Here is a 22,268-nt window from a genome sequence, read left to right as displayed (position 1 = left end):
TCAATATCTAAAAATTATTCTCTTCCAGACGTCGACCAAAATTGCCAAATTTCTATGCTCCCATTATCCTATCCAAAAATATCCACCCTTATAAAATTGGATAAGACATGAAGCGGCGTGTCGCCATCAGCATCCTGGGAACCACCCTCGACATGGGGAAATGGGACAATCGCTGGAGCCGCTGGCGACCCAATGTCGGGCTCTGCCAGCAAGCCGGCCTGTTCATCGACCGGCTGGAACTCATCCATGACAACCACGCGAGCGCCCTCGCCACGCGGATCATCGCCGACATCGAGACCGTGTCACCGGCCACGGAGGTGCGCAGCAATGTCATCAATTTCCGCGACCCCTGGGATTTTTCCGAGGTCTACACGAACCTTCGGGACTTTGCGCGCAGCTACCCGTTCGACCCCGATACCGAGGATTATCTCGTCAACATCACCACCGGAACGCATGTCGCGCAGATCTGCTGGTTCCTGCTGACCGAAGCCCGCATCATCCCCGGCCGGCTGCTGCAGCTCTCGCCGCCGCGCGACCGCGATCCGGGCCAGGATTTTGCCGGCACGCACCGGATCATCGACCTCGACCTCTCCCGCTACGACGAGATCGCCAAGCGCTTCGCCTCCGAGCGCGAGGAGGCCGCCTCCTTCCTGAAATCGGGGATCTCCACGCGCAACACCGCCTTCAACCGGATGATCGACGAGATCGAGCGCGTGGTGATCCGCTCGGCGGCGCCGGTCCTCCTGACCGGACCGACCGGCGCCGGCAAATCCCAGCTCGCCAGGCGCATCTACGAGCTCAAGAAGGCGCAGCGCAAGGTCAGCGGCCCCTTCGTGGAGGTCAACTGCGCGACATTGCGGGGCGACCAGGCGATGTCCGCCCTGTTCGGCCATGTCAGGGGCGCCTTCACGGGGGCCGCCGGCGAGCGCGCGGGCCTCCTGCGCTCCGCGGACAAGGGCGTGCTCTTCCTGGACGAGATCGGCGAACTCGGCCTCGACGAACAGGCCATGTGCCTGCGCGCCATCGAGGAGAAACGCTTCCTCCCCGTGGGCGCCGACACCGAGGTCTCCGCCGATTTCCAGCTTCTCGCCGGCACCAACCGCGACCTCGCCGAAGCCGTGCGCCTCGGAAGGTTCCGCGAGGATCTTTTTGCCCGCCTGAACCTCTGGACGTTCCGGCTGCCCGCCCTTCGCGAGCGCAGGGAGGATATCGAGCCCAACCTCGATTTCGAGCTGCGCCGCTTCCTGGAGCGCGAGGGCCAGAACGTGACCTTCAACAAGGAGGCGCGCGAACGCTACCTCGCCTTCGCCACCGGCCCCGAAGCCGTCTGGAGCGCGAACTTCCGCGACCTCTCCGCATCCGTCACCCGCATGGCCACGCTCGCCCCGCAGAGCCGCATCACCATCGAGGTCGTCGACGACGAGATCCGGCGGCTCAAGACGGCCTGGCAAGGCGCGTCGCAGCGCGAGACATCCGACGACATCCTTGTCGAGCATCTGGGCGAGGAGGCCGCGGCGCAGCTGGACCGGTTCGATGCCGTGCAGCTCGCCGCCGTCCTCCAGACCTGCCGCAAGCATGTCAGCGCCAGCGCGGCCGGCCGGGCCCTGTTCGCAAGCTCGCGCCTGGAAAAGAAAAGCAGCAACGACGCCGACCGCCTGTCCAAATATCTCGCGAGGTTCGACCTGAAGTTCAGTGATGTAAGTATGCAGCGCTAATAGGGACGGGATTGCGGCCCTTCGATCTGGAACCTTCCGCCGCCTTTCCCCATTCCCTTTGCGAGCGCGGGCCGTGTCAACCGGACGCGACAGGGATGGCGGACATGGTGGTTTTTCCGGTTTCTCACCATGGCCAACGAAACGGCAGTCGAGCGCCCAACCTGTCCGGACCGTCTCACCCCTCTTTTGCGAAGGTGCGCACCATGTCCGAGACCCTGCTTGCCGATATCGCCCGAAAACTGAAGAAGATTGATTTCTGCATGATGTCAACGCACGGAGGATCGGGCGCGATCACCAACCGCCCGATGAGCAACAACGGCGATGTCGAGTACGACGGCGACTCCTGGTTCTTTTCCTACGCCGATACCAACAAGGTCGCCGATATCGGCCGCGATGCAAAGGTCACGCTGTCCTTCACGGAACCGCCGAGCCTGCTTGGAAAACCCGGCATGTTCATATCGATCGAAGGCGAAGCGAGCCTGGTCCGTGACAAGGCGCAGTTCGAGGAGCACTGGGTGCCCGACCTCGACCGCTGGTTCACGCAAGGTGCTGACACGCCCGGTCTCGTGCTGATCAGGGTCCAGGGCAAGCGCGTGCAATACTGGGATGGCGAGGAGAACGGAACGATCCTGCTTTGACGCAAGTGGCGCATCGCCACCTCACCGCAGGGCCTCAAGGCTCTCCACCAACTCCCGAACACGCCGTATATCGTCGACGAAGAGAGCGTGTTGGCGCCGGCGTTCGGCCTCGTCCGGCAGCCGGAGCAGGTAGGATGGGTGGATGGTCGGGTAGAGCACGATGTTGCCCTGCATGGTGATCGTCTTGCCGCGCATCTGGCCAAGCGGCTTGCCCTCCCCGCTCAGCGCATGGAGCGCGGTGGCGCCCAGCGAAACGATGAGACGCGGCTTGATAAGCTCAACCTCCTTTGCCAGCCACCAGCGGCAATGGTCGATCTCCCCCTTGTTTGGCTTCTCATGAATGCGCCGCTTGCCGCGTGGCTCATATTTGAAATGCTTGACCGCATTGGTGAGGTAGACAGCATCGCGGGCAAGCCCCGCTTCCTTCAACACCGCATCGAAGACCTTTCCCGCCGGGCCGACGAAGGGGCGGCCGGCGAGGTCCTCCTGATCGCCCGGCTGCTCGCCGACCATCATCAGAGGGGCACTTTGCGGCCCCTCGCCGAAAACGGTTTGCGTTGCCATGCAATGCAGCGGGCAGCGCGTGCAGCCGCGCGCCTCCTCCCGCAAGGCCTCGATCGTCCCGGCTCCGACGGGCTCGATCCGGGGCATGGCCTGCGCCGTTTCCTGAAGACGATAGTGAAACAGCGGCGGATCCTTCGCGGCCTGCTCGGCCATGGCCCGCACATTGGCTTCGGCATTGGCGATCATGCCGGGAATGAGGTCCGCCTCCGGCAGGTTGCGCCAGTATTTCTTCGGCATTTCCGCCTGCATGGCTTTCAGCTTGAGGCGGGCCGGATTGAAGATGCTCGCATAATAGGTCCGCCAGAGATCGTCCGTCGGGTCGCCATGGCCAGGGTTTTCACCCGGCCGGGGGTCGAAGAGCAGGCTTTCACCATCCCAGCTTGCCGTGCCGTTCGGCGTCGCGATGATCCAGTCCATGTCGGCAAAGCGCCGGCGGAAGAAGGGCGCCGTGCGGGCGACGACGAAATGGGACGGCTCGAACCAGGCAAAGAAGCGCCGCCGGCCGTTCGTGTCGCCGGCAATCTCCTTGAAGCGCACGAAGGCCGTCATCTTGTGGCTGTCGCGATTGACGTTCCTGGCAAGCAGCCGCGCCCATGCGACATCCTTGTCCGCGTCCAGTTCCAGCAGGCGGCGATCGGACTGCAGACGCCACAGCAGCCTGTAGAGCAGATGGAAACGGCCGGGCTCCGTGTGGCAGACGACCGCCTCGGCCAAGGGCAGGAAGGCGGACGGCACGGTGAGTGGCTGCGCGCGCTTGTCGGGCTTCGGCAAATCCGGCAGCGCATTGGCGGCAAACAGTTCATCGTCCAGGCCACGGATGCGCCAATCCGCCTCGCGAGGCGAAATGCCGGCCGCGGCCAAGGCCCGCGCCGCATCGCGCCACTCGGCAAAATCGCCTCGGCCGAAAAGCGGAATCGTCTGCATCAGAGCAACGAGAGCTGTTCCGGCTTCGGCGCGAAAAGCACTTTCAGGTCGGCGCGATCGGCAAGCCGCCGCGGCACCCAGCCCTCCGCCTCGATAAAGGCGCGCACCTTGCGCAGCGAAACGCCGAGCCTTGCCAGATCATCGAGCCTGAGACGCCGGAAGCGGCGGCTGGAAAGGATGGACGCAACCGTCTTCGTACCGAGGCCCGGCACCCGCAGCAGCCGCTCGCGCTCCGCGCGGTTGACGTCGACTGGAAAATCCTGGCGGTTGGCAAGCGCCCAGGCGAGCTTGGGATCCATGTCGAGATCCAGCATGCCGCCGGTCGCCCCGGTGATCTCCTCCACGCCGAAACCGTAGAACCGATAGAGCCAGTCCGCCTGGTAGAGCCGATGCTCGCGCACCAGCGGTGGCTTGATGAGCGGCAGCGCGCGGGAGGCATCGGGAATCGGGCTGAAGGCCGAATAGTAGACGCGCTTCAGCCCGTAGCCACTATAGAGCCGGGCACTGGTCTTCAGGATGGTGGCGTCGTCTGCACCATCGGCGCCGACGATCATTTGTGTGCTCTGGCCGCCGGGCACGAAACGCTTGCGCCGCTTGGTCTGCAAGGTCGGATCATCGGCCGCCTCGATCTTCCGGCGCAATTCCCCCATCGCGCGGCGAATGCCCTCCGGCCGCTTTTCCGGCGCGAAGCGGCCAATGCCGGCATCCGTCGGCAGCTCGATATTGAGCGAGAGCCGATCGGCATACAGCCCCGCCTCCTCGATCAGTCCGGGCGCGGCATCGGGAATGGACTTCAGGTGGATGTACCCGCGAAAACCATGAACGGTGCGCAGGTCCCGCGCCACCCGCACCATCTCGCCCATCGTGTGATCCGGCGAGCGGATGATGCCGGAGGACAGGAACAGCCCCTCGATATAGTTGCGCCGATAGAATTCGAGCGTCAGCCACACCACTTCCTCCGGTGTGAAGCGGGCGCGCTCCACATTGCTGGACGAGCGGTTGATGCAATAGGCGCAGTCGAAGATGCAGAAATTGGTGAGCAGGATCTTGAGCAGCGAAATGCATCGCCCGTCCGGCGCATAGGCATGGCAAATCCCCGCCCCTTCCGTCGAGCCCAAACCGCCGGTGCCAACAGAATCACGTTTGACCGTTCCGCTCGAAGCGCACGAGGCATCATATTTGGCGGCATCCGAAAGGACGGCCAAGCGTTGCTGCAACGATTTCTTCATATTTGTTCACTATATGTTCCATGTCATGCCGTCAAACGAAAAGAATCGCCCGGTGGCGCGAAGCCTTCGCTGTTGACGGAATGCGCGAGATCAAGCGTCGCGAAATCCCGTCGAGCGGCGCTCGGCATCGATTTCGAAGGGCCGACATCGCAATGCCTTTCAAGGGTTGCCGCTGCCGGCGGTTTCATCCCTTGGGCGAACAAGAAATTCCTGCAGCAAAATGCAGGAGGCCGGCTTGCCGCCGGCTCTGCAATCCTACCAGCAGCAGAAGCCACCATCGACGAGAAGGTCGACGCCGGTCACGAAGCTTGCAGCATCGGAGAGCAGGAAAACGGCAGGACCGACCATCTCGTCCACGCTCGCCATGCGCTGCATCGGGGTCTGTTCCTCGAACAGCCTCGTCTGGTGCACCATTTCAGGGCGGGTGTTCATCGGCGTCGCAGTGTAGCCCGGGCTGATCGTGTTCACGCGAATGCCGCGCGCCACCCACTCCATCGCCATCGACTTGGTCATGTGGATGACGCCCGCCTTGGAGGCGTTGTAATGGCACTGGCTGAGGCCGCGGTTGACGATGACGCCGGACATGGAGGCGATATTGACGATGGAGCCGCGGCCGCTCTTCAGCATGGCGCGGGCTTCCGCCTGGCAGGAGAGGAAAACACCCTTCAGGTTGATGTCCATCATCGTCTGGAACTGGTCTTCCTCCATCTCCTCCGCCGGATTGGCATTGGCGATGCCGGCCGCGTTGACGGCGAGCGTGAGCGAACCGAGCTCCGTCTCCGTGCGGGCGACCGCATCGTTCAGCGCCGCGCCGCTGGTAACGTCGGCCGCGATCCGGATGCTGCGGCGCCCGGCCTTCGCGATGAAATCGGCCGTCGTCGCGAGGCCATCATCGCTGCGGCGGTCGAGCAGCGCGACATCCGCGCCGCACTGGGCAAGGCCCATGGCAATGCGCTGGCCGATGCCGCTGCCGGCTCCCGTCACGAAGGCGACATTTCCGGAAAGATCGAACAATTTCGGCGCGTTGAGGGAGATGTCAGTCATGATGCTTTTCCTGTTCAGATCGTCGCCAGTTCCATGACCGAGACGTCGTTTGCCTCCGCGCGGTCCAGGATACCGGCCTGTTTGCCCTGCGCCATGACCATGATGCGGCTGGAGACGCCGAGCACTTCTTCAAGGTCGGAACTGACCACGATGACCGCGACGCCCGCGCGGGCGAGGTCCATGATGAGGTCGTAGATCGACGAGCGGGCGCCGACATCGATGCCGCGCGTCGGTTCATCCAGCACCACCACCTGCGGCTTGCGCGCCAGCCACTTGGCGAGCACCACCTTCTGCTGGTTACCGCCGGAGAGCTCGCCCGCATTCTGCCCGCCCCGGCCCTTGACGCCGAAGCGCTTGATATAGTCCTCGGCGAACTCGCGGATGCGGCGCGAGGAAAGCCAGCCGTTGCGGGAAATCTCGCCGAGATTGGCATAGCCGATATTTTCCGCGATCGAATGTTCGAGCACGACGCCCTGGAGCTTGCGGTCCTCCGGCACGAGCACGATGCCGTTGCGGATCGCGTCGATCGGCGAGCGCGGCGTGACGGCCTTGCCGCGCAGCAACACCTCGCCGCCGGAAATGGGGTCGGCACCGGTCATGGCGCGCACCAGTTCCGTGCGGCCGGCACCCATCAGGCCGGCAATGCCGAAGACCTCGCCCTTGCGAACGGAAAAACTAATATCGCGGAAGGCTCTCGACGGCGAAGAAAGGTTCCGCACTTCCAGCGTCACCTCCTCCGTCGGTGCAGGCAGCGTTGGGAACATGCGCTCCAGCGAGCGCCCGACCATCGCCTCGACGATGGTGCGGACCGGCACGTTGCCGCTGTCGAATTCCTGCACCTTGGCGCCATCGCGCATGACGACGATGCGGTCGGCGATCTGGCGGATTTCCTCCAGCCGGTGCGAAATGTAGACGATGCCGACGCCGTCAGCCTTCAGCCGTTCGATCTGCTGGAAGAGGAGTTGCGTCTCCTCGCCGCCGAGTGCTGCGGTCGGCTCGTCGAGGATGAGCAGGCGCGCGTTGAGCGTCAACGCCTTGGCGATCTCGATAAGCTGCTGTTTTCCGGTGGAAAGGCCCTCGACGAGGCGATCGGGCGAAATGTCGAGGCCGAGCCGCTTGAGGCCGCTCCTCGCCCGCTCTTCCATCGCCCTGCGGTCGATGCGGCCGGCCTTCATGGGATAGCGGCCGACGAAGACGTTTTCCGCGATGGAAAGCTTCGGCAGCAGCTTCAGTTCCTGGTGGATCATGCCCACGCCCTCGTCCATCGCCGCGCGCGGATTGGCGGGGGCATAGGGCTTGCCGAGCCAGGTCATCTCGCCCGCGGAGGGCTGCACGGTGCCGGAAATGATGTTCGACAAAGTCGATTTTCCGGCACCGTTTTCGCCGAGCAGCGCCACGACCTCTCCCGGATGGATGTCGAGGTCGACACCATGGAGAACCTTGACCGGACCATAGGATTTCTGGATCCCACGGAGCGACAGGATGGGAGAGCGTGTCGTCATGGCGCTGCTGCCTTTCGTGTCCGGATTACGGATGGCTCTTGACGAATTCCGGCGCGTTCTCGCAGGTCGTCAGAACGGCATTCGGCGTCTGGCGCTCCTCGACCTTCTGGCCGGCGGCCACGGCCAGCGCGGATTCGACGGCGAGAACGCCCATCTTCTGCGTGCTCTGCGTCGCGGTGGCGATGAACGGGCCGTTGCATTTGGCGAGGTATTCCAGCGCCGAGACGTCGCCGTCATAACCGCCGATGATCACTTTGTCCGAGAGATTGGCAACATCGACCGCCTTGGCCGCACCCATGGCGAGACCGTCCGCCTGGCCGAAGATGATCGTGATATCCGGATTTGCCTGCAGCATGTTCTGCGCGATCGTGAAGCCCTCGTCGGCCGACCACATGTTGCTCCACTGCTGGTCGACCAGTTCGACGCCCGTGGCCTCGTCGATGGCGCGCTTGCAGCCGGTGAAGCGATCGACTTCCGGCGTCGTGCCCTTCTGGCCGTGAATAATCGCCATCTTGCCCGAGCCGCCGGCCTTCTCGATGATGTGCTTGCAGACGGCATAGGCGGATTCGACGCTCTCGCCGGCGATGAAGGTATCGCCCGGTGCACCATCGGGAACGCGGTCGACGTTGATCACCGGAATGCCGGCTTCGCGGGCAAGGCGGGTCGGCACGGCGGCAGCGGCGGCACCGGCCGGGATGTAGATGAAGGCGTCGATGCCCTGGGTCATCAGGTCCTGCACCTGGCTGACCTGCGTGGCGGTGTCGTTCTTCGCGTCGACGACGATGACCGTAAGACCCTTCTCCTTGGCGTATTTTTCAACGCCGAGCTTGATCTGGTTGAAGAAGTCGGCCTGGAGGTTCGGGACGGCAAGGCCGATCGTCTTGACCTCCGCGGCGGCCGCGGGAGAGGCAAGGACCGCAGCCGCGGTTGCCGCCATCAGCAGTTTGGACAGTTTCATGGTTTCTCCTCCGAGTTTCCCGGTGGTTTCCGTTTGCCGGAGACCACCTTCCCTTTTGCCGGTCCGCACCATTGCCGACCGTTTTCCGCACCCCGCCGCGTGGCCGCGGGGTGAAAATCGTTATTTCCGCTTGCGATAGGTTTCGGCGGTCACGGCCAGCACGATGACGGCGCCGATGATGACCTGCTGCATGAAGGGCGAGACGCTGAGCAGGTTGAGGCCGTTGCGCAGCACGCCGATAATGAGAACGCCGATGATGGTGCCGCCGATGCCGCCCGTGCCGCCCGACAGCGACGTGCCGCCGATGACGACCGCCGCGATGGCGTCGAGCTCGTAGGAAACGCCCGAGGACGGCTGGACCGAGTCGAGGCGCGCGGCGAGCACCATGCCGGCAAGTCCGGCGAGGAAGCTGCACACGACATAGACGAGCACGGTCGCGCGCTGGACATTGATGCCTGCAAGCCGCGCCACTTCCGCATTGCCGCCGATGGCATAGAGCACGCGCCCGCCGTGGCGGTAGCGCTGGTAGAGCAGGCCGATGATGAAGACCACGATCATCACGGCGACCGTCAGCGTCAGGAAGCCGCCGAAACGCACGATCGCCATCATGTTGAACCAGGCCGGAAAGCCGATGATCTGCTGGCCGTCGGTGATCATGTTCGCAAGGCCGCGCGCAATCGACATCATCGCGAGCGTCGCGATGAAGGCCGGCACGTTGAAACGCGTGATCAATAGCCCCGCGACGAGCCCGTTGAGCGAGGCGACGAGCAAAGCGAGCGGAATGGCAAGCCCCATCGGCACGCCGGCAACGACGTGGAGATAGCCGAGCACCATCATCGCCAGCGCCATGACAGAACCCACCGCAAGATCGATGCCGCCGATCAGGATGACCAACGTCATGCCGACCGCCATGACGCCCAGCACCGTGATCTGGTCGAGCACGTTGAGGAAGTTGCGGATCGACAGGAACTTGTCCGTCGCAAACGTGAGGAAGAGGCACAGCACGATCAGGCCGATCAGCGGCCCGGTGGCCCCGCGCAGGGATGGTAACAGCCCGCCCACGATGCCCTGTTTTTCCTTCGCTGCAACCAGCATGAACGCTCCTCCCGGTCAGCCAGCCACCCTGGATTGGCGGCGCGCATAAATATTCATTACCGTGTGTAAATTCGTATATGATCGATCCGGGTCCTGTCAATACGATGCAGCCAGCTAATTTTTGCACCACCATCCGCGATTTCCGCTTGACTTGCCGGATCCCCGTGCAAGTATATAGGCAACTGTATATTTATTCACTATGGGGGTTTCATGCAGCCGAACGATCTCGACCGCATCGCTCGCCAGATCCGCCTTCGCGATCTGCAAGCGGTTTTCGAAGCCGGCGCCGGACACATTGGCGGGGAGATGTCGGCCATCGACATCCTGACCGCGCTCTATTTCCGCGTGCTGCGCATCTGGCCCGACCAGCCGAAAAACCCGGACCGTGACCGTTTCGTGCTGTCGAAGGGCCATGTGGCACTGGCGCTCTACGTGACGCTCGCCAAGCGCGGCTTCATTCCGGAAGAAGAGGTCGCGACCTTCCTGAAGCCGCATTCGCGCCTCAACGGCCATCCGAACTGCAACAAGGTGCCGGGCGTCGAGACCAATACCGGCCCGCTCGGCCATGGCCTGCCGGTCGCGGTCGGCATGGCGAAGGCCGCCAAGCTGACGGGGGCCGCCTACCGCACCTATGTCATGACCGGCGACGGCGAAATGCAGGAGGGCTCGAACTGGGAGGCCATCGCGGCCGCCGCGCAGTTCGGCCTCGACAACCTGACGCTGATCATCGACCACAACCGCTTCCAGCAGGGCGCGTCGCTGAAGGACACCAACAACCTCGCCCCCTTCCCGGCCAAGCTCGAAGCCTTCGGCTGGGATGTCACCGAGATCAACGGCAATGTGATGGACGAGATCGTGCCGGCGCTGGAAAAGCGCGGCAGCCGCCCGCACTGCATCGTCGCCCACACCAACAAGGGCCACGGCATCTCCTTCATGCAGGACACGGTGGACTGGCACCACAAGGTGCCGAACGCCGAACAATACAAGATTGCCGTGGCTGAGCTTTCGGAGACGCTGTGATGAAAGACGTGATGACCTCTCCCAAGCTGCACGATTGCCGCGACGCCTTCGTCGCCACGCTGGAACGCCTCGGGGCGGACAATCCGAAGATCGTGGCCGTCTGCAACGATTCCGTCGGCTCCTCGAAGCTCGGCGGCTTCAAGTCCCGCTGGCCGGAACGGCTGGTCAATGTCGGCATCGCCGAGCAGAACATGGTGGGCGTCGGCGCCGGCCTTGCCAATGGCGGGCTGCTGCCCTTCGTCTGCGGCGCCGCCTGCTTCCTGACCGGCCGCTCGCTGGAGCAGATCAAGGCCGACATCGCCTATTCCAACGCCAATGTGAAGCTGATCGGCATTTCCTCCGGCATGGCTTATGGCGAACTCGGCCCGACGCACCATTCCATCGAGGATTTTGCCTGGACCCGCGTGCTGCCGAACCTGCCGGTCGTCGCTCCCTGCGATTCGATCGAGACGGCCGCTGCCGTGGAATGGGCCGCGCATTATGACGGTCCGGTGTTCCTGCGCCTCTCGCGCGTCGGCGTTCCGGACCTGCTGCCGGCGGGCCATAAGTTCGAGCTGGGCAAGGCCAACCTGCTGCGCGATGGTGATGCCATTACCCTCATCGCCAACGGCACCGTGACCCACCGCATCTTGAAGGCGGCCGAGCTTCTGGCCGAGCAAGGCATCAAGGCCCGCGTGCTGAACATGGCGACGGTCCGGCCGATCGACGTCGAGGCCGTGGTGGCTGCCGCGCGCGAAACCGGCGCCATCCTGACGGCGGAGGAACATTCCACCATCGGCGGCCTCGGCTCGGCGATCGCCGAATATGTGGTTGCGGAAGCGCCCGTGCCGATGAAGATCCTCGGCGTGCCCGGCATCTTCGCCCCCACCGGTTCGGCCGAGTTCCTGCTCGATGAATTCGGCATGTCGCCGGCGGCAATCGCCGAGGCGGCCGTCGCTTTGATTGCACGGAAGTCTTCCCGCGCGTGATCGCGCCGGATTAGATGACGTGCCGGGCGCGGCAAGGCCTCCCTTTCGCCGCGCCCCCCATTTCTGCCTGCCGGAGCCGCCATGACGACCGCCATCCTCGCCATCGACCAGGGCACCACGAATTCCAAGGCCGTGCTTGTCTCCACGGCCGGCGAAATTCTGTCGCGCGGCGCCTCTTCGGTCGGCATCGAGCACCCGCAGCCCGGCTGGGTGGAGCAGAGCCCGGTTCGCATCTGGCAATCGGTTCAGGAAGCAATCGCCGCCTGCCTGCAAGCCGGCCCTGAAGTCGACATCCTCGGTATCGCGATCTCCAACCAGCGCGAATCGGTCACGGTTTGGGATGCCGCGAGCGGCGAACCGCTTGGTCCGGTGGTGAGCTGGCAGTGCCGCCGCAGCGCGCCGGCCTGCGCCGAGCTGATCGCGGCCGGCCATGCGCCGCGTGTGCAGGCGCTCACCGGCCTTCCCATCGATCCGATGTTCCCAGGCCCCAAGATGAAGTGGCTGCTCGACCGCGTGCCCGCAGGAAAAACGGTCCGGCTCGGCACCATCGACGCCTGGCTGATCCATTGTTTCACGGATGGCGCAGTGCATGCCTGCGACGCCGCCAATGCCGCGCGCAGCCAGCTTTACGATCTAAATCAGCAAGTCTGGAGCGACGAACTCTGCGCCCTATTCGGCGTGTCGAAATCCGCCCTGCCCGAGGTGCGCGACAGCGCGTCTAATTTCGGCATTACGAAGAACGTGCCGAGCCTCCGGGACGGCATCCCGATCGCCTCCGCCATCGGCGACAGCCATGCCGCACTCTTCGGCCACGGCGCCTTCAATCCCGGTGACGGCAAGGTGACCTTCGGCACCGGCTCGTCGATCATGACGACGCTGCCCCGCTTCATCGCGCCCGAACAGGGCATCACCACCACCATCGCCTGGTCGATCGGCGGTACGCCGACCTATGCCTTCGAGGGCAACATCCTCGTCTCGGCCGCCGCCCTGCCCTGGATGGCCGAGATGCTCGGTCTGCCGGATGTGCAGGCCCTCACCGATCTCGCCGCCACCGCCCAGCCCGGCGGACCGGGTTTTGTGCCGGCCTTCGTCGGCCTCGGCGCGCCCTACTGGCAGGCGGATGCGCGGGCGCTGTTTTCCGGCATCACCTTCACCACCACCCGCGCCCAGATGGCCCGCGCGGTGACGGATTCCATGGCCTTCCAGGTCCATGACGTCTTCAAGGCCATGTCCGCGCAATCGCCGACGCCGCTTGGCCGCCTCTATGCCGATGGCGGGCCGAGCCGGAACACCTTCCTGATGCAATGCGTCGCCGACACGCTGAACCACGTCATCACGCAATGCGATGCGCCGGAGGCTTCGGCGCTTGGCGCCGCCTATCTCGCCGGCCTTTCGCTGGGTGTTTGGCCCGATCTTGCCGCCATCGCCGCCCTGCCGCGCGCCGGCAATCCCATCGTCCCGCGCGCCGCCGATACCGCGCAACGCCTTGCGGTCTGGCAGGACGCAATCTACCGCTCGACCGTTCCGGGTCCTTCAACTATGAGTGAATAAAAATTCACCAATGGAGGACTGCATGGGACGATTGAACGAGCTGCGACTGATCGCCCGCATTGCCCAGATGTACCATATCGAGGGCAAGCGGCAGGCGGAGATCGCCGAGACCATGCACATGTCGCAGGCCACCGTTTCGCGCATGCTGAAGCGGGCCGAGCAGGAAGACATCGTGCGCACCACGGTCATCCCGCCCGCCGGCACCTTCGCGGACCTCGAAAACGCACTGCGCGAACGCTATGGCCTCACCGAAGCCATCGTCATCGACTGTTCGGAAGACCGCGACGGCGCCATCATGGCCCGCATCGGCGAGGCCGCAGCCCATTTCCTCGAAGTCACCCTCCAGCAGGACGAGATCATCGGCGTCTCCAGCTGGAGCCAGACGATCCTGCGCATGGTGGACAACATCCATCCGCTGAAGAACGCCAAGGCCAAATACATCGCGCAGATCCTCGGCGGGATGGGCGACGCCTCGGTGCAGACCCATGCCACGCAGCTCACCGCGCGCCTCGCAAGGCTCACCGGCGGCGAGCCGCGGCTGCTGCTCGTGCAGGGCATCACCTCCTCGCGCGAGGCGAAGCTCGTCATGCTGGCCGACCCGGTGGTGCGCGAGACGATGGACCTCTTCGGCCGCCTCAGCCTCGCCATCATCGGCATCGGCGCCGTCGAGCCGTCCGAACTGCTCGCCCGCTCCGGCAACACCTTTTCCCGCCAGGAAATGGCGATGCTGCACGAGGCCGGCGCGGTCGGCGAGATTTCCTACCGCTTCTTCGACAAGGACGGCAAGCCGGTGGAAACGCCGCTCAACGAGCGCGTGATCGGCATCTCGCTGGAAGACCTGCGCCGGACGAACCGTGTCATGGCGCTCGCGGGCGGAGAATCGAAAACCCAGGCCATCGCCGGCGCCCTGAAACTGGGCGTCATCGATGTGCTCGTCACCGACAAATTCACAGCAGCGCGGCTGACGGCCTGATTTCAGCCGCCGGTCTGCTGCGCATTATGGAGAAGAGACCATGAGACGTTTTGCAGGCCAGACGGTTTTCGTCACCGGGGGCAACAAGGGCATCGGGCGCGGCATCGCCAAGCGCTTCGCCGAAGAAGGCGCGAAGGTCGCCATCGCCGCAATCGAGAAGGATACGGTCAAGGCAGCCGCGACGCTGGCAGAGGAAACCGGCGCCGAGGTGCTCGGTCTCGCGCTGGACGTGACCGACGCCAAGGCCGTGCAGGAAGCCTATGGCGAGGCCGAAGCGAAGCTCGGCACCCTGTCCGTCTCCGTGCAGAACGCCGGCGTCATCACCATCGCCAAGGTCGAGAACCTCACCGAGCGCGAATGGGACCTCAACCTCGACGTCAACACCAAGGGCGTCTTCCTGTGCTGCCAGGAGGCGATCCGCCGCTTCCGCGCCAGCGGCACCAAGGGCCGCCTCGTCAACACCGCCTCCGGCCAGGCCCGTCAGGGCTTCATCTATACCCCGCACTATGCCGCGTCGAAATTCGGCGTGGTCGGCCTGACACAGAGCCTTGCCAAGGAACTCGCCCGCGAGGGCATCACCGCCAACGCCATCTGCCCCGGCATCATCCATACCGAGATGTGGGATTACAACGACCGCGTCTGGGGCCAGATGCTCGGCGAATACGGCCCGGGCGAACTGATGGCCGAGTGGGTCGAAGGCATTCCCATGGGCCGCGCCGGCACCCCGGCAGAAGTTGCCGCTCTCGTCGCCTTCCTCGCCTCTGCCGATGCGGCCTACATCACCGGCCAGACGATCAATGTCGACGGCGGTCTCATCATGTCGTGACGCTGAGGTCATTCACGAGACGTTCCATGCGCAAGGCAAATGCGCGCTGAGCCGCGCATTTGCTGACCTGTCTGTCCTTCACAATTCGCTCGATAAGCTCTGAGAACAGTTGAAAAATAGATCTTTTGAGGCGTATCGCCCATTACGGAACATAACCAAGCGGAAGGAGATATCCCTTCCGGCATTCACGCTTCGCGTGAACCGCGGTTTCGAATGAAACCGAGCAGCGGAACCACGACGAACCCCGCCACGATCAACTGGGCAACCAGCGCCTCACGGACGGGATAGAGGCCGAAATAGATCTGCAGCCAGGCACGATCCGGGAACCATGCCACCGGCGTCGCAGAAACCAGGGCCGCGGTTTGCAGCCCCCGAATGCCGCTACCGACAAGCACGACGGACAGAACGGCGAGCATCCCCCCGGTCAGCCGGAAGAATGTCGCAAGGGGCAGCGTCGCTTCAAGGCCGAGCATCACATAGCCGGTCGTGGCGGCCAGGATGCCGCCGACGACCAATCCCGCAAGGACAGGCGCCGCCGGTGCGTCGATCAGCAGCGCCTCATAAAATAGAACCGTTTCAAAGCCCTCGCGGAAGACGACGAGAAACGACAGCGAGAATAGAGTGAACCATCCAAGTTTACCGCTGGAATCCTCGCCCTTCCCCCTGGTCGCAGCCACCGCCTTGCGGCGGATTTCCGCGATCCAGTCGCCGACATAGGACTTTCTGAATATCCAATGGGTCACATAGAGAAGCACTGCGGCTGCCGCCAGTGCCGAAAGCCCCTCCAGCAGTTCTCGCTGAAGCGTGCTCAGAGCGAACAGGCGGCCGACGGCAAACCAGAGTGCGAAGGATCCGCCCACCGCGGCCGCCACGCCGCCCGTCACCGGCCGGCGCCAGCCATTGACACCGCTCGCCTTCAGCGCGCCGATCATGCAGGCAAGAACGAGGACGGCCTCCAACCCCTCCCGCAGGAGGATGGCCAGCGATTGCAGGAAAGCCCCCAAGCCCGAAAGTTTGGTATCGAGAATGCCTGCGGCCTCTTGCGTGGCCGCCTTCATGCGGTTCACGGCCAGCTTCAGAGTTCCCTCGGGGCCGCGGGCGGCCATGATACGTCCCAAGCCAGGATGTTCTGCACTGCCCTCCCAGAAATCCGCCTCCATCCTGAGTGCCAGGGCCGGCGCCCGCGGCATCAGACGCTGTTCGATATCGGGATCAAAAAGCGCATAAGCTTCCAGCCGCTTGAGCTCCGCCTCTTCCCAGTCGCCAGCCTCGCCGGCCAGCAGAACTTCGTCAAGAATATCCGGCAGCAGAGATAGGGCTGCCCCGTAACTGCCCTTCGACAGATCGGCCCCATAGACAACGGCGATGTGTGCCTCGGCTTCCTCCGAGAGGCTTCTGACGCTGGTGCCATCGCCTTTTTGCCTGATCAGCGTCTGGATGTCCTCAAGGATGGCCGACAGCCTGTCGAACGACTGCGGCGCGCGGGCGGCAAGATCATATCCAAGGTCCCCGAACAGCATCTCCGCGCGGTCACGAAAGAGCCCGGCTTCGAAATACTCGAAGGGGATGACTACTTCTCCGTCCCTCACGGCTTTCTCGTATTCGACTGGCACAAGCGCCATGAACCGGATGAACAGGCGGACCCGACGGTCTCGTTCCTCGGGGGAAAGGCTGGCCGGTGCGTAGGTGGCGAGCAGCTTTTCGATGTGGACGAGCAACGCTTCCAGCTCCTGCCCCTGCGAAAGGCCCGGATCGTTCAGGCGCGCGAAAGCTTCCGCGATCCGCGTTGCCTCTTGCGTCCCGAGACGCGCCGCAAGGTTCTCAGACAGGAGCCTGTGCAAGCCGCTTGCCTGGGCGAGCACGCCGGCGAGCTGGACCCCGTAGCCGGCGGCCCGGTGGCCGCGCGCCTCGGCGACGGCTTTGCGCAGTTCGCCGGCATAGACGCCGAGCAGTTCCGTTTCGATCACGCCCCGCGCCTGCTCCGGCTCCATGCGTCCGGCGAGCGCTTCGCGCATGGCGATGCTGGCGGCCGTGTCGCGGGAGGCCCGGGCATATTCGCGAATGTTGAGCCAGCCGGCCGCTTCCGCCACCAGTCCCTCGTCGAGGCGCATGAGGGCCGCGCTGAAGGCGCCGTCTATCAGTCCGGTCCAGATCCGGGCGCGCGCCGACGCCGCGGCCGCCGGATCCCAGTGCCCGACCGCCTCGGCGAACCCGCCGATCGCCTCGTCTATAGACCGCGCCCGGGATGGCGCCACCTTTTCATAGGCAGGTCGGAGCCGGGTGGACCAGAGCCGGCGGACCTCTTCCAGCCGCGCCGCGACATCCTCCAGCAAGGCCGCCTCCGGCGCCCGGAACAGGCGCCGCTGGATCTGCGCGCTTTCCACACGCAGTGCTTCGGCATCCTGCCAGGGCACGTCCGCTCCCGCCGCCGGTCCCAGGAGGGAAAGGAAGACGGCCAGTGCGAAAAGGAGAACACGGACGGCATGGGCGATCATGGATTGGCCTCTTTCCCGACGGGCAGGGTGAAATGCCCTGCCGCAAGTTCGAAGGGAGGAATGATCAGGTCCGTCTTCAACGTGTTGTAGGCGAATTCCTGGGTGGCGACGCGATACCAGAGCCGGGCTTCAAGCGTGAACGGTCCCGTGGCGCGGGGCGGAAGCGGCACTTCGTAGGCGACGACATCCTCCCCCTTCGGTGGAACGCCTGGGCGGACATGCGTGATGGCGGCCGTAATGAAGGTCAGGTGGTCCGGGATGCGCCTGCCATCGGAATCGATGAAGTCCTCGCGCCAGATCACGGCATTCGGATCGGTCTCGCCGCGCTCGGCGTCGAACGCGCCCGAATGGTAGATTTCCGTGCCCGACGCATCGCGGACGACGACTTCCAGCCACATGTATTTCTGGTCGATCACGCCGGTCGGCAGATTGTGGCCGGCGCCGAGGTTCTGCACGGCCACGCCGAACCGGAGCATGCCGTCGGCAGCGGCCGCGTCGCGCAATGCAAGCCCGGCGGCCGAGCGCAGAAGCGCCCGGGTCGCCTCGCCCTGCCTCGCGATCAGCGCGGTGTTTCGGGCATCGGTGAGGCCCGGCAGGATGCCGCCGCGCAGGAAGGTAAGGTTGGAGCCGAGGCTCGTGTCGAACATCAGGTAGTTCGAGCCGACGAAGTTGTGCGCATAGCGCTCCGGCTTGGCGAGATCGCCGGCCCGGATCTGCCGGACATAGGCGGCGGGGTCGGGCGCCATGTGGCAATCCTGGCAGTTGACGTCGTTACGGGCATACCAGCTGCCGCGCCATTCGGCGAACGTCGTCTGAACATGCTGCCGGCTGCGGGCTCTGGACATCGAGGGATCGTAGGTTTCGGTATGGCAGCCGCCGCAGAAGTCCGAACTGGCGATCAGCGCGTTCGTCTTTGCCGCTCCGAAGGCGCGGGCATGATCCCGCGGCGCGACAAGGATCATGGGATCGGAGAGCCCGTCGACGCCGGTATTCAACGCCAGCGTCAATGCGCCGTTGCCTTCCTGCGGGTCCGCATGGACGGCCGTATGGCACATGATACAGGTAACGCCTTCCGTGGCTGCGTCCGAAGGCATGACGGACTTGAACCGGTTCGTCCTGCCCGACAGCACTTCGCCGGGAGCATGGCATCCCTCGCAGAAGCGGGCCTTCTCGATGCCATCCCGGTGTAATCCTTCGTTGGCCTCCACCGCACGCTCGTAGATCGTATCGCGGCCGGCAATGGCGTGGAGCGACGGCGCCCATTCGTCGAACTCCTGCCGGTGACATGTTGCGCATTTTGCCGCCGACGGAATCGACGCAGGGTCCGCGAACCTGCCGTTCTCCGTCTGGAGCCTCGACGGCCAGAACGGCCGCTCGCGGCCTGCCGCATCCAGGCCAAAGGGCAGCCGGTAAAACGGCACATCCGCCAGATCCACGCCGGGTTCCGGCGCGACCGGCGCCAGAACACCCGCACAGAAGATGAAAACCAGAGCCAGGAAGGCGCCGAGTGCCATCGGAGGCAAGTGCGCCTTGAGCTGGTACTTCATGACAAACACCGCTTCTGCCGGTCCACCCTGAGCACCCAATGCCTCATGCCAAGGTGGACAAGAAAGCCGGCGGCGGCCGCAAGCGAAGCCCAGAGGTGCAGGAAGGTCAGGACATGTGTCGCCTCAAAGCTCCAAAACCAGAGCCCACCGGCAAGATAGACGACCGTCGGCAGCGTCATCATCAAACCCGTCACGACGACGAGAACGAATTTTGCCAGGAGAAGCCAACTGAGGACGCTGAAGGCAGGCCGTTGGCTCCTCGGCAGACCTCGTAGCACATGCCCGCCGATCCAGGACAGGAAGAGCGCCGTGAAGATCAGCCCGAGGGCGAGATGCACAAGAAGGACCGCCTCTCCCGCATTCCAGTTTCGTCCGGCAAGGAATTCGAGATACAGACCCGTGCAGACAAGGGCTACGAACAGGAGCGACAGCGCCAAGGCCCGCCGGATGCCGGGACGCTTCGGGCCATATTCCAGCATGAAACGCCGGCAGGCAGGCGTGGGAAGGGTTTCCAGGTTTTTCATCGCGTCCGGTCCTCCGGCCGACAGATCCTGCCGGCCTTTTGTCCCGTGGCCTTCGTTCAACCGCGGATCTGCACCTTGGCCTTGGCCGCAGCTTGGAGCACCATGGCGACAATCCGGTCGGCGATGTCCTGCGCCTCGTTGCCCAATGCGTCGGCCTCCTCGGCGCCGAACTTCGCGCCGGCCGTCTCACGAGCATGGGTGTCCTCCACGAGTGCCAGCAGCTCCTCGAAACCGGCCTTGATGCGGCTGTCGAGGTCCACATCACTCGCCGACACCACCGGCGAGAGCGCTTCGGAATACATCTTGCGGCACCCGCTCATGATGGCCTGAACGTCCGACAGACGGCTTTGGGCGACAAACGCGCCGATCTCGCCGGAAATGAACTGGGATTCCTTCCATTCACCGAAATAGTCGCCGACAGTCGGCGTCATCACGACCACGGAGGTGAAGGCATCCTCGCGGTTCGGCTTCCAGGCATTCATGTCGGCGTCGAGGGCTTTGGCCCAATGGGTCAGCGCTTGCGCCGCGCCGAAACCGAGATTGGCGTCGAAAAGCATCTCCCCGCGCGTCACCTTGCCGTCGCCGTTGAGGTCCACCGGCAGCTTGACGCCGTTTTCGTCCATGCCCCACAATAGTGGCTCGGTGATGCCGTGGAATAGGTTCCCCGGCCGCTTCAGCACGGTGCCATCCGGCAGGGGCAGGTCGTATTCCGCGACGTCCTCGGTTTCCGTGCCCGGATTGCCCGCATCCAGAATGAGGTCGTACTTGGCGGTCTCGGGAATGCCGGCAACGATTCCCTCGATCGTCTCGTACTGGTTGGACGCCTCCAGCCACAGGGCGCGAATGGCATCGATCTGTTGGGCGAGCCGGGCGCCATCGGCGGCCCAGGCCGCCGCATAGTCTCCGCCATGCGCGACGATCACGCCATGGTAGTCGGCAAGGCCGGCCTCCAGCCGTTCCGCTTGCGCAACCAGCCTGCGGCTATGGTCGAGCGTGAATTGCTTGACATTCGCAAGGCCTCGGCTTTCCCCGCCATCCGCCGCAATGCCGACCACAGGCATCAGAAGCAGCGAGCCCAAAGCCGCAGCCACGGCCAATCCCTTTTTATCCATAGCGAAATCTCCCACGCAAATCCCGAAACGCGGCATCGATGCTCGCGGGAGGGACGCCCTGCCGCGCGGTGAACCGCCGTTGCGAATGGTTATCGCTCGCGAGAGAACCGCTCTTTGCGCCAACGCAAATGTGGATAAATTTAGGAAGGATTTAACACGGCATACTGCCGTACCCGCCGGGCCGCTCCGCATTCAACAGGGAAAAAGGCGCGGGCCGCATCAATGCTTGCATATAAGGCGATCGCCCAGATGCGCGACGAACACGAGGACACTGCCCGCTTCTTCAGGACATCGAGTACGCTGCCGCCATGGCATGGCGCTGTCCGAAGGTGCTTGCAGCTCATGGACCGCGCACTATACGGGTCTGCGGAAACTCACCGATAATCTCGTGCTGCATCTCGAAAACGAGGTGCTTCACGCTTCGAAAAGCCAAGCCTCGCCGCCGCCAAATGACGCCGAAACCGAGGCGGCATCCAAGAGACAACACCCTGTGAGCGCTGCCTCCTGAACGAAAATCATCACGCCTGCATAACCGATCGCAATCAGGACAAGCCCAACGAGAAGCATCGCCATCAAAGTGCCGCCGCCGAGGTCCCGGCCGCTGACATGCTCGCCGGAAAATACCGCGGGCTTGCGAGAGCCTTCACCATCCCGGTGGCCGGAATGTGCCCTATGCGGCGGCCTCAAGGCGTGCGCCTGCGAAATGACCGGTCATGGCAAGGATCGCCTCGCGATCCGGCATCAGGCAGGCGGCTGTTGCCAGCGCATCGGATATCGCCGCCGAGGGCGCCGAGATCGAGACCGATTTCCAGCTCGCCCGCACCGGCATTCCGGTTGCGGGATCGAGGATATGCCCGTCATGTCCTGCTTGGTCGAAGGTCGTGCCGAGGGGGGCGGACGTGGCAAGCGCACGCTGGCGCAGCGCAAGTCGCTCCCCAGTCTCCAGTCGCACCGGCCATTCGCCGCCGTCCGGCCTGCCGCCAAGCGCACGCAACTCGCCGGTATCGATGAGGATATCGGTCAATCCCTCGGCCTCCAGCAGCGCGGCGACCCGGTCGCCAACATAACCCTGGCCGATCCCGTTCAAGGTCAGCGCCATGCCAGGCTTCAGGGTGATCATTGCCGCATCGAGTTCTACCTTGGTCCAGTCGGCCTTGGCGCGCACGCGTTCGACAGCCTTTGCATCGGGCCGGCCGCCACCGGCGGCGGCTTCCGCCCAGAGCGCCCAGAGTGGCTGCACGGTCGGATCGAACCGGCCACCGCTCGCCCGGTGGACGGCGCCGGCCAGCGACAGGCACTCCAGCAATTCGAAGGGCGGGTGGGCGAGATGCCCCTCGCGGTTCAGCCGTGCCAGCGCGCTTTCCGGGCGATAGAGGCTGAGGATGTTCTCCAGCCGGTCGATTTCGCCCATGACGCGGGCAGCGATGGCCGCGCCGTCGGGATGGTCGAGCCGGATCGAGGCGCGCGCCCCCAGCGCCTGCCCGGTCCACAGGCGGGCGGTTCCCGTCGCGGCGCGCGCGGCGGCGGGTAGGACGGCCAGCGCGGCGGAAATCATGATCAGGCGTCGGCGGGTAACGGGCATG

Annotated in this window: 19 protein-coding genes; 7 read left to right on the top strand and 12 right to left on the bottom strand. The window is 64.5% G+C overall.

The genetic code is table 11. The features are described from left to right. Positions 1-107: 107 nt before the first annotated feature. On the top strand, positions 108-1,715 hold the full coding sequence (gene rtcR, locus shn_RS27115) for an RNA repair transcriptional activator RtcR (RefSeq protein WP_064333629.1): 1,608 nt from the start codon (positions 108-110) through the stop codon (positions 1,713-1,715). A gap of 203 nt (positions 1,716-1,918) precedes the next feature. Further along, on the top strand, positions 1,919-2,353 hold the full coding sequence (locus shn_RS27110) for a pyridoxamine 5'-phosphate oxidase family protein (RefSeq protein WP_064333628.1): 435 nt from the start codon (positions 1,919-1,921) through the stop codon (positions 2,351-2,353). Between the two features lie 21 nt (positions 2,354-2,374). On the opposite strand, the gene shn_RS27105 is transcribed toward shn_RS27110, so the two are convergent. The 6 genes from shn_RS27105 to shn_RS27080 form a co-directional block, all read right to left on the bottom strand. After that, on the bottom strand, positions 2,375-3,841 hold the full coding sequence (locus shn_RS27105) for a UdgX family uracil-DNA binding protein (protein WP_064333627.1): 1,467 nt from the start codon (positions 3,839-3,841) through the stop codon (positions 2,375-2,377). Beyond that, on the bottom strand, positions 3,841-5,070 hold the full coding sequence (locus shn_RS27100) for a putative DNA modification/repair radical SAM protein (protein WP_064333626.1): 1,230 nt from the start codon (positions 5,068-5,070) through the stop codon (positions 3,841-3,843). Before shn_RS27100 ends, shn_RS27105 begins: the two co-directional genes overlap by 1 nt. Before the next feature lie 255 nt (positions 5,071-5,325). Next, positions 5,326-6,114: an SDR family oxidoreductase gene (locus tag shn_RS27095; RefSeq protein WP_064333625.1), complete on the bottom strand. Its 789-nt coding sequence runs from the start codon at positions 6,112-6,114 to the stop codon at positions 5,326-5,328. 14 nt (positions 6,115-6,128) lie between these two features. Further along, positions 6,129-7,616, bottom strand: a complete 1,488-nt coding sequence (locus tag shn_RS27090) for a sugar ABC transporter ATP-binding protein (protein ID WP_064333624.1) — start codon at positions 7,614-7,616, stop codon at positions 6,129-6,131. Between the two features lie 25 nt (positions 7,617-7,641). Further along, positions 7,642-8,574, bottom strand: coding sequence for a substrate-binding domain-containing protein (locus tag shn_RS27085; protein ID WP_064333623.1), 933 nt, complete (start codon positions 8,572-8,574; stop codon positions 7,642-7,644). 120 nt (positions 8,575-8,694) lie between these two features. Continuing rightward, positions 8,695-9,669: an ABC transporter permease gene (locus shn_RS27080; protein WP_064333622.1), complete on the bottom strand. Its 975-nt coding sequence runs from the start codon at positions 9,667-9,669 to the stop codon at positions 8,695-8,697. A 210-nt stretch (positions 9,670-9,879) separates the two neighbouring features. On the opposite strand from shn_RS27080, the gene shn_RS27075 reads away from it, so the two are divergent. From shn_RS27075 to shn_RS27055, 5 genes are all read left to right on the top strand, one after another. Continuing rightward, on the top strand, positions 9,880-10,689 hold the full coding sequence (locus shn_RS27075; protein WP_064333621.1) for a transketolase: 810 nt from the start codon (positions 9,880-9,882) through the stop codon (positions 10,687-10,689). Next, positions 10,689-11,657: a transketolase family protein gene (locus tag shn_RS27070; protein WP_064333620.1), complete on the top strand. Its 969-nt coding sequence runs from the start codon at positions 10,689-10,691 to the stop codon at positions 11,655-11,657. Before shn_RS27075 ends, shn_RS27070 begins: the two co-directional genes overlap by 1 nt. 81 nt (positions 11,658-11,738) lie before the next feature. Next, on the top strand, positions 11,739-13,208 hold the full coding sequence (locus tag shn_RS27065; RefSeq protein WP_064333619.1) for an FGGY family carbohydrate kinase: 1,470 nt from the start codon (positions 11,739-11,741) through the stop codon (positions 13,206-13,208). A 22-nt stretch (positions 13,209-13,230) separates the two neighbouring features. After that, positions 13,231-14,181: a sugar-binding transcriptional regulator gene (locus tag shn_RS27060; protein WP_064333618.1), complete on the top strand. Its 951-nt coding sequence runs from the start codon at positions 13,231-13,233 to the stop codon at positions 14,179-14,181. A 40-nt stretch (positions 14,182-14,221) separates the two neighbouring features. Further along, on the top strand, positions 14,222-15,007 hold the full coding sequence (locus tag shn_RS27055) for an SDR family oxidoreductase (protein ID WP_064333617.1): 786 nt from the start codon (positions 14,222-14,224) through the stop codon (positions 15,005-15,007). A 185-nt stretch (positions 15,008-15,192) separates the two neighbouring features. Here shn_RS27055 and shn_RS27050 read toward each other — a convergent pair whose 3' ends face one another. From shn_RS27050 to shn_RS27030, 6 genes are all read right to left on the bottom strand, one after another. After that, positions 15,193-17,502, bottom strand: a complete 2,310-nt coding sequence (locus tag shn_RS27050) for an FTR1 family protein (RefSeq protein WP_064333616.1) — start codon at positions 17,500-17,502, stop codon at positions 15,193-15,195. Beyond that, a complete protein-coding gene (locus tag shn_RS27045; RefSeq protein ID WP_064333615.1) occupies positions 17,499-19,049 on the bottom strand; it encodes a multiheme c-type cytochrome in 1,551 nt (516 codons plus the stop codon). The genes shn_RS27050 and shn_RS27045 overlap by 4 nt, the downstream gene beginning before the upstream one ends. Then, the gene (locus shn_RS27040; RefSeq protein WP_145926069.1) at positions 19,046-19,633 is read right to left on the bottom strand and encodes a DUF4405 domain-containing protein; all 588 of its coding nucleotides are present in this window, start codon (positions 19,631-19,633) and stop codon (positions 19,046-19,048) included. Before shn_RS27040 ends, shn_RS27045 begins: the two co-directional genes overlap by 4 nt. Next, the gene (locus shn_RS27035; protein WP_168168976.1) at positions 19,630-20,664 is read right to left on the bottom strand and encodes an imelysin family protein; all 1,035 of its coding nucleotides are present in this window, start codon (positions 20,662-20,664) and stop codon (positions 19,630-19,632) included. The genes shn_RS27040 and shn_RS27035 overlap by 4 nt, the downstream gene beginning before the upstream one ends. Before the next feature lie 435 nt (positions 20,665-21,099). Further along, complete coding sequence (locus shn_RS36575) at positions 21,100-21,258, bottom strand: hypothetical protein (RefSeq protein WP_168168975.1); 159 nt, start codon at positions 21,256-21,258, stop codon at positions 21,100-21,102. A gap of 97 nt (positions 21,259-21,355) precedes the next feature. Then, complete coding sequence (locus tag shn_RS27030; RefSeq protein WP_064333612.1) at positions 21,356-22,267, bottom strand: FAD:protein FMN transferase; 912 nt, start codon at positions 22,265-22,267, stop codon at positions 21,356-21,358. Position 22,268: the final 1 nt, after the last annotated feature.

The sequence above is a fragment of the Shinella sp. HZN7 genome (genome assembly GCF_001652565.1).
In the GTDB taxonomy this organism is placed as follows: Bacteria; Pseudomonadota; Alphaproteobacteria; order Rhizobiales; family Rhizobiaceae; genus Shinella; species Shinella granuli.
The sequence above is the reverse complement of the archived record's forward strand: the minus strand, read 5'-3'. Positions and strand labels throughout refer to the sequence as shown.

Excerpts from the sequence above, each read along its gene's own strand:
- rtcR (WP_064333629.1), top strand. The coding sequence starts at position 108 with ATGAAGCGGCGTGTCGCCATCAGCATCCTGGGAACCACCCTCGACATG.
- shn_RS27110 (WP_064333628.1), top strand. The coding sequence starts at position 1,919 with ATGTCCGAGACCCTGCTTGCCGATATCGCCCGAAAACTGAAGAAGATT.
- shn_RS27105 (WP_064333627.1), bottom strand. The coding sequence starts at position 3,841 with ATGCAGACGATTCCGCTTTTCGGCCGAGGCGATTTTGCCGAGTGGCGC.
- shn_RS27100 (WP_064333626.1), bottom strand. The coding sequence starts at position 5,070 with ATGAAGAAATCGTTGCAGCAACGCTTGGCCGTCCTTTCGGATGCCGCC.
- shn_RS27095 (WP_064333625.1), bottom strand. The coding sequence starts at position 6,114 with ATGACTGACATCTCCCTCAACGCGCCGAAATTGTTCGATCTTTCCGGA.
- shn_RS27090 (WP_064333624.1), bottom strand. The coding sequence starts at position 7,616 with ATGACGACACGCTCTCCCATCCTGTCGCTCCGTGGGATCCAGAAATCC.
- shn_RS27085 (WP_064333623.1), bottom strand. The coding sequence starts at position 8,574 with ATGAAACTGTCCAAACTGCTGATGGCGGCAACCGCGGCTGCGGTCCTT.
- shn_RS27080 (WP_064333622.1), bottom strand. The coding sequence starts at position 9,669 with ATGCTGGTTGCAGCGAAGGAAAAACAGGGCATCGTGGGCGGGCTGTTA.
- shn_RS27075 (WP_064333621.1), top strand. The coding sequence starts at position 9,880 with ATGCAGCCGAACGATCTCGACCGCATCGCTCGCCAGATCCGCCTTCGC.
- shn_RS27070 (WP_064333620.1), top strand. The coding sequence starts at position 10,689 with ATGAAAGACGTGATGACCTCTCCCAAGCTGCACGATTGCCGCGACGCC.
- shn_RS27065 (WP_064333619.1), top strand. The coding sequence starts at position 11,739 with ATGACGACCGCCATCCTCGCCATCGACCAGGGCACCACGAATTCCAAG.
- shn_RS27060 (WP_064333618.1), top strand. The coding sequence starts at position 13,231 with ATGGGACGATTGAACGAGCTGCGACTGATCGCCCGCATTGCCCAGATG.
- shn_RS27055 (WP_064333617.1), top strand. The coding sequence starts at position 14,222 with ATGAGACGTTTTGCAGGCCAGACGGTTTTCGTCACCGGGGGCAACAAG.
- shn_RS27050 (WP_064333616.1), bottom strand. The coding sequence starts at position 17,502 with ATGATCGCCCATGCCGTCCGTGTTCTCCTTTTCGCACTGGCCGTCTTC.
- shn_RS27045 (WP_064333615.1), bottom strand. The coding sequence starts at position 19,049 with ATGAAGTACCAGCTCAAGGCGCACTTGCCTCCGATGGCACTCGGCGCC.
- shn_RS36575 (WP_168168975.1), bottom strand. The coding sequence starts at position 21,258 with ATGGCGATGCTTCTCGTTGGGCTTGTCCTGATTGCGATCGGTTATGCA.
- shn_RS27030 (WP_064333612.1), bottom strand. The coding sequence starts at position 22,267 with ATGCCCGTTACCCGCCGACGCCTGATCATGATTTCCGCCGCGCTGGCC.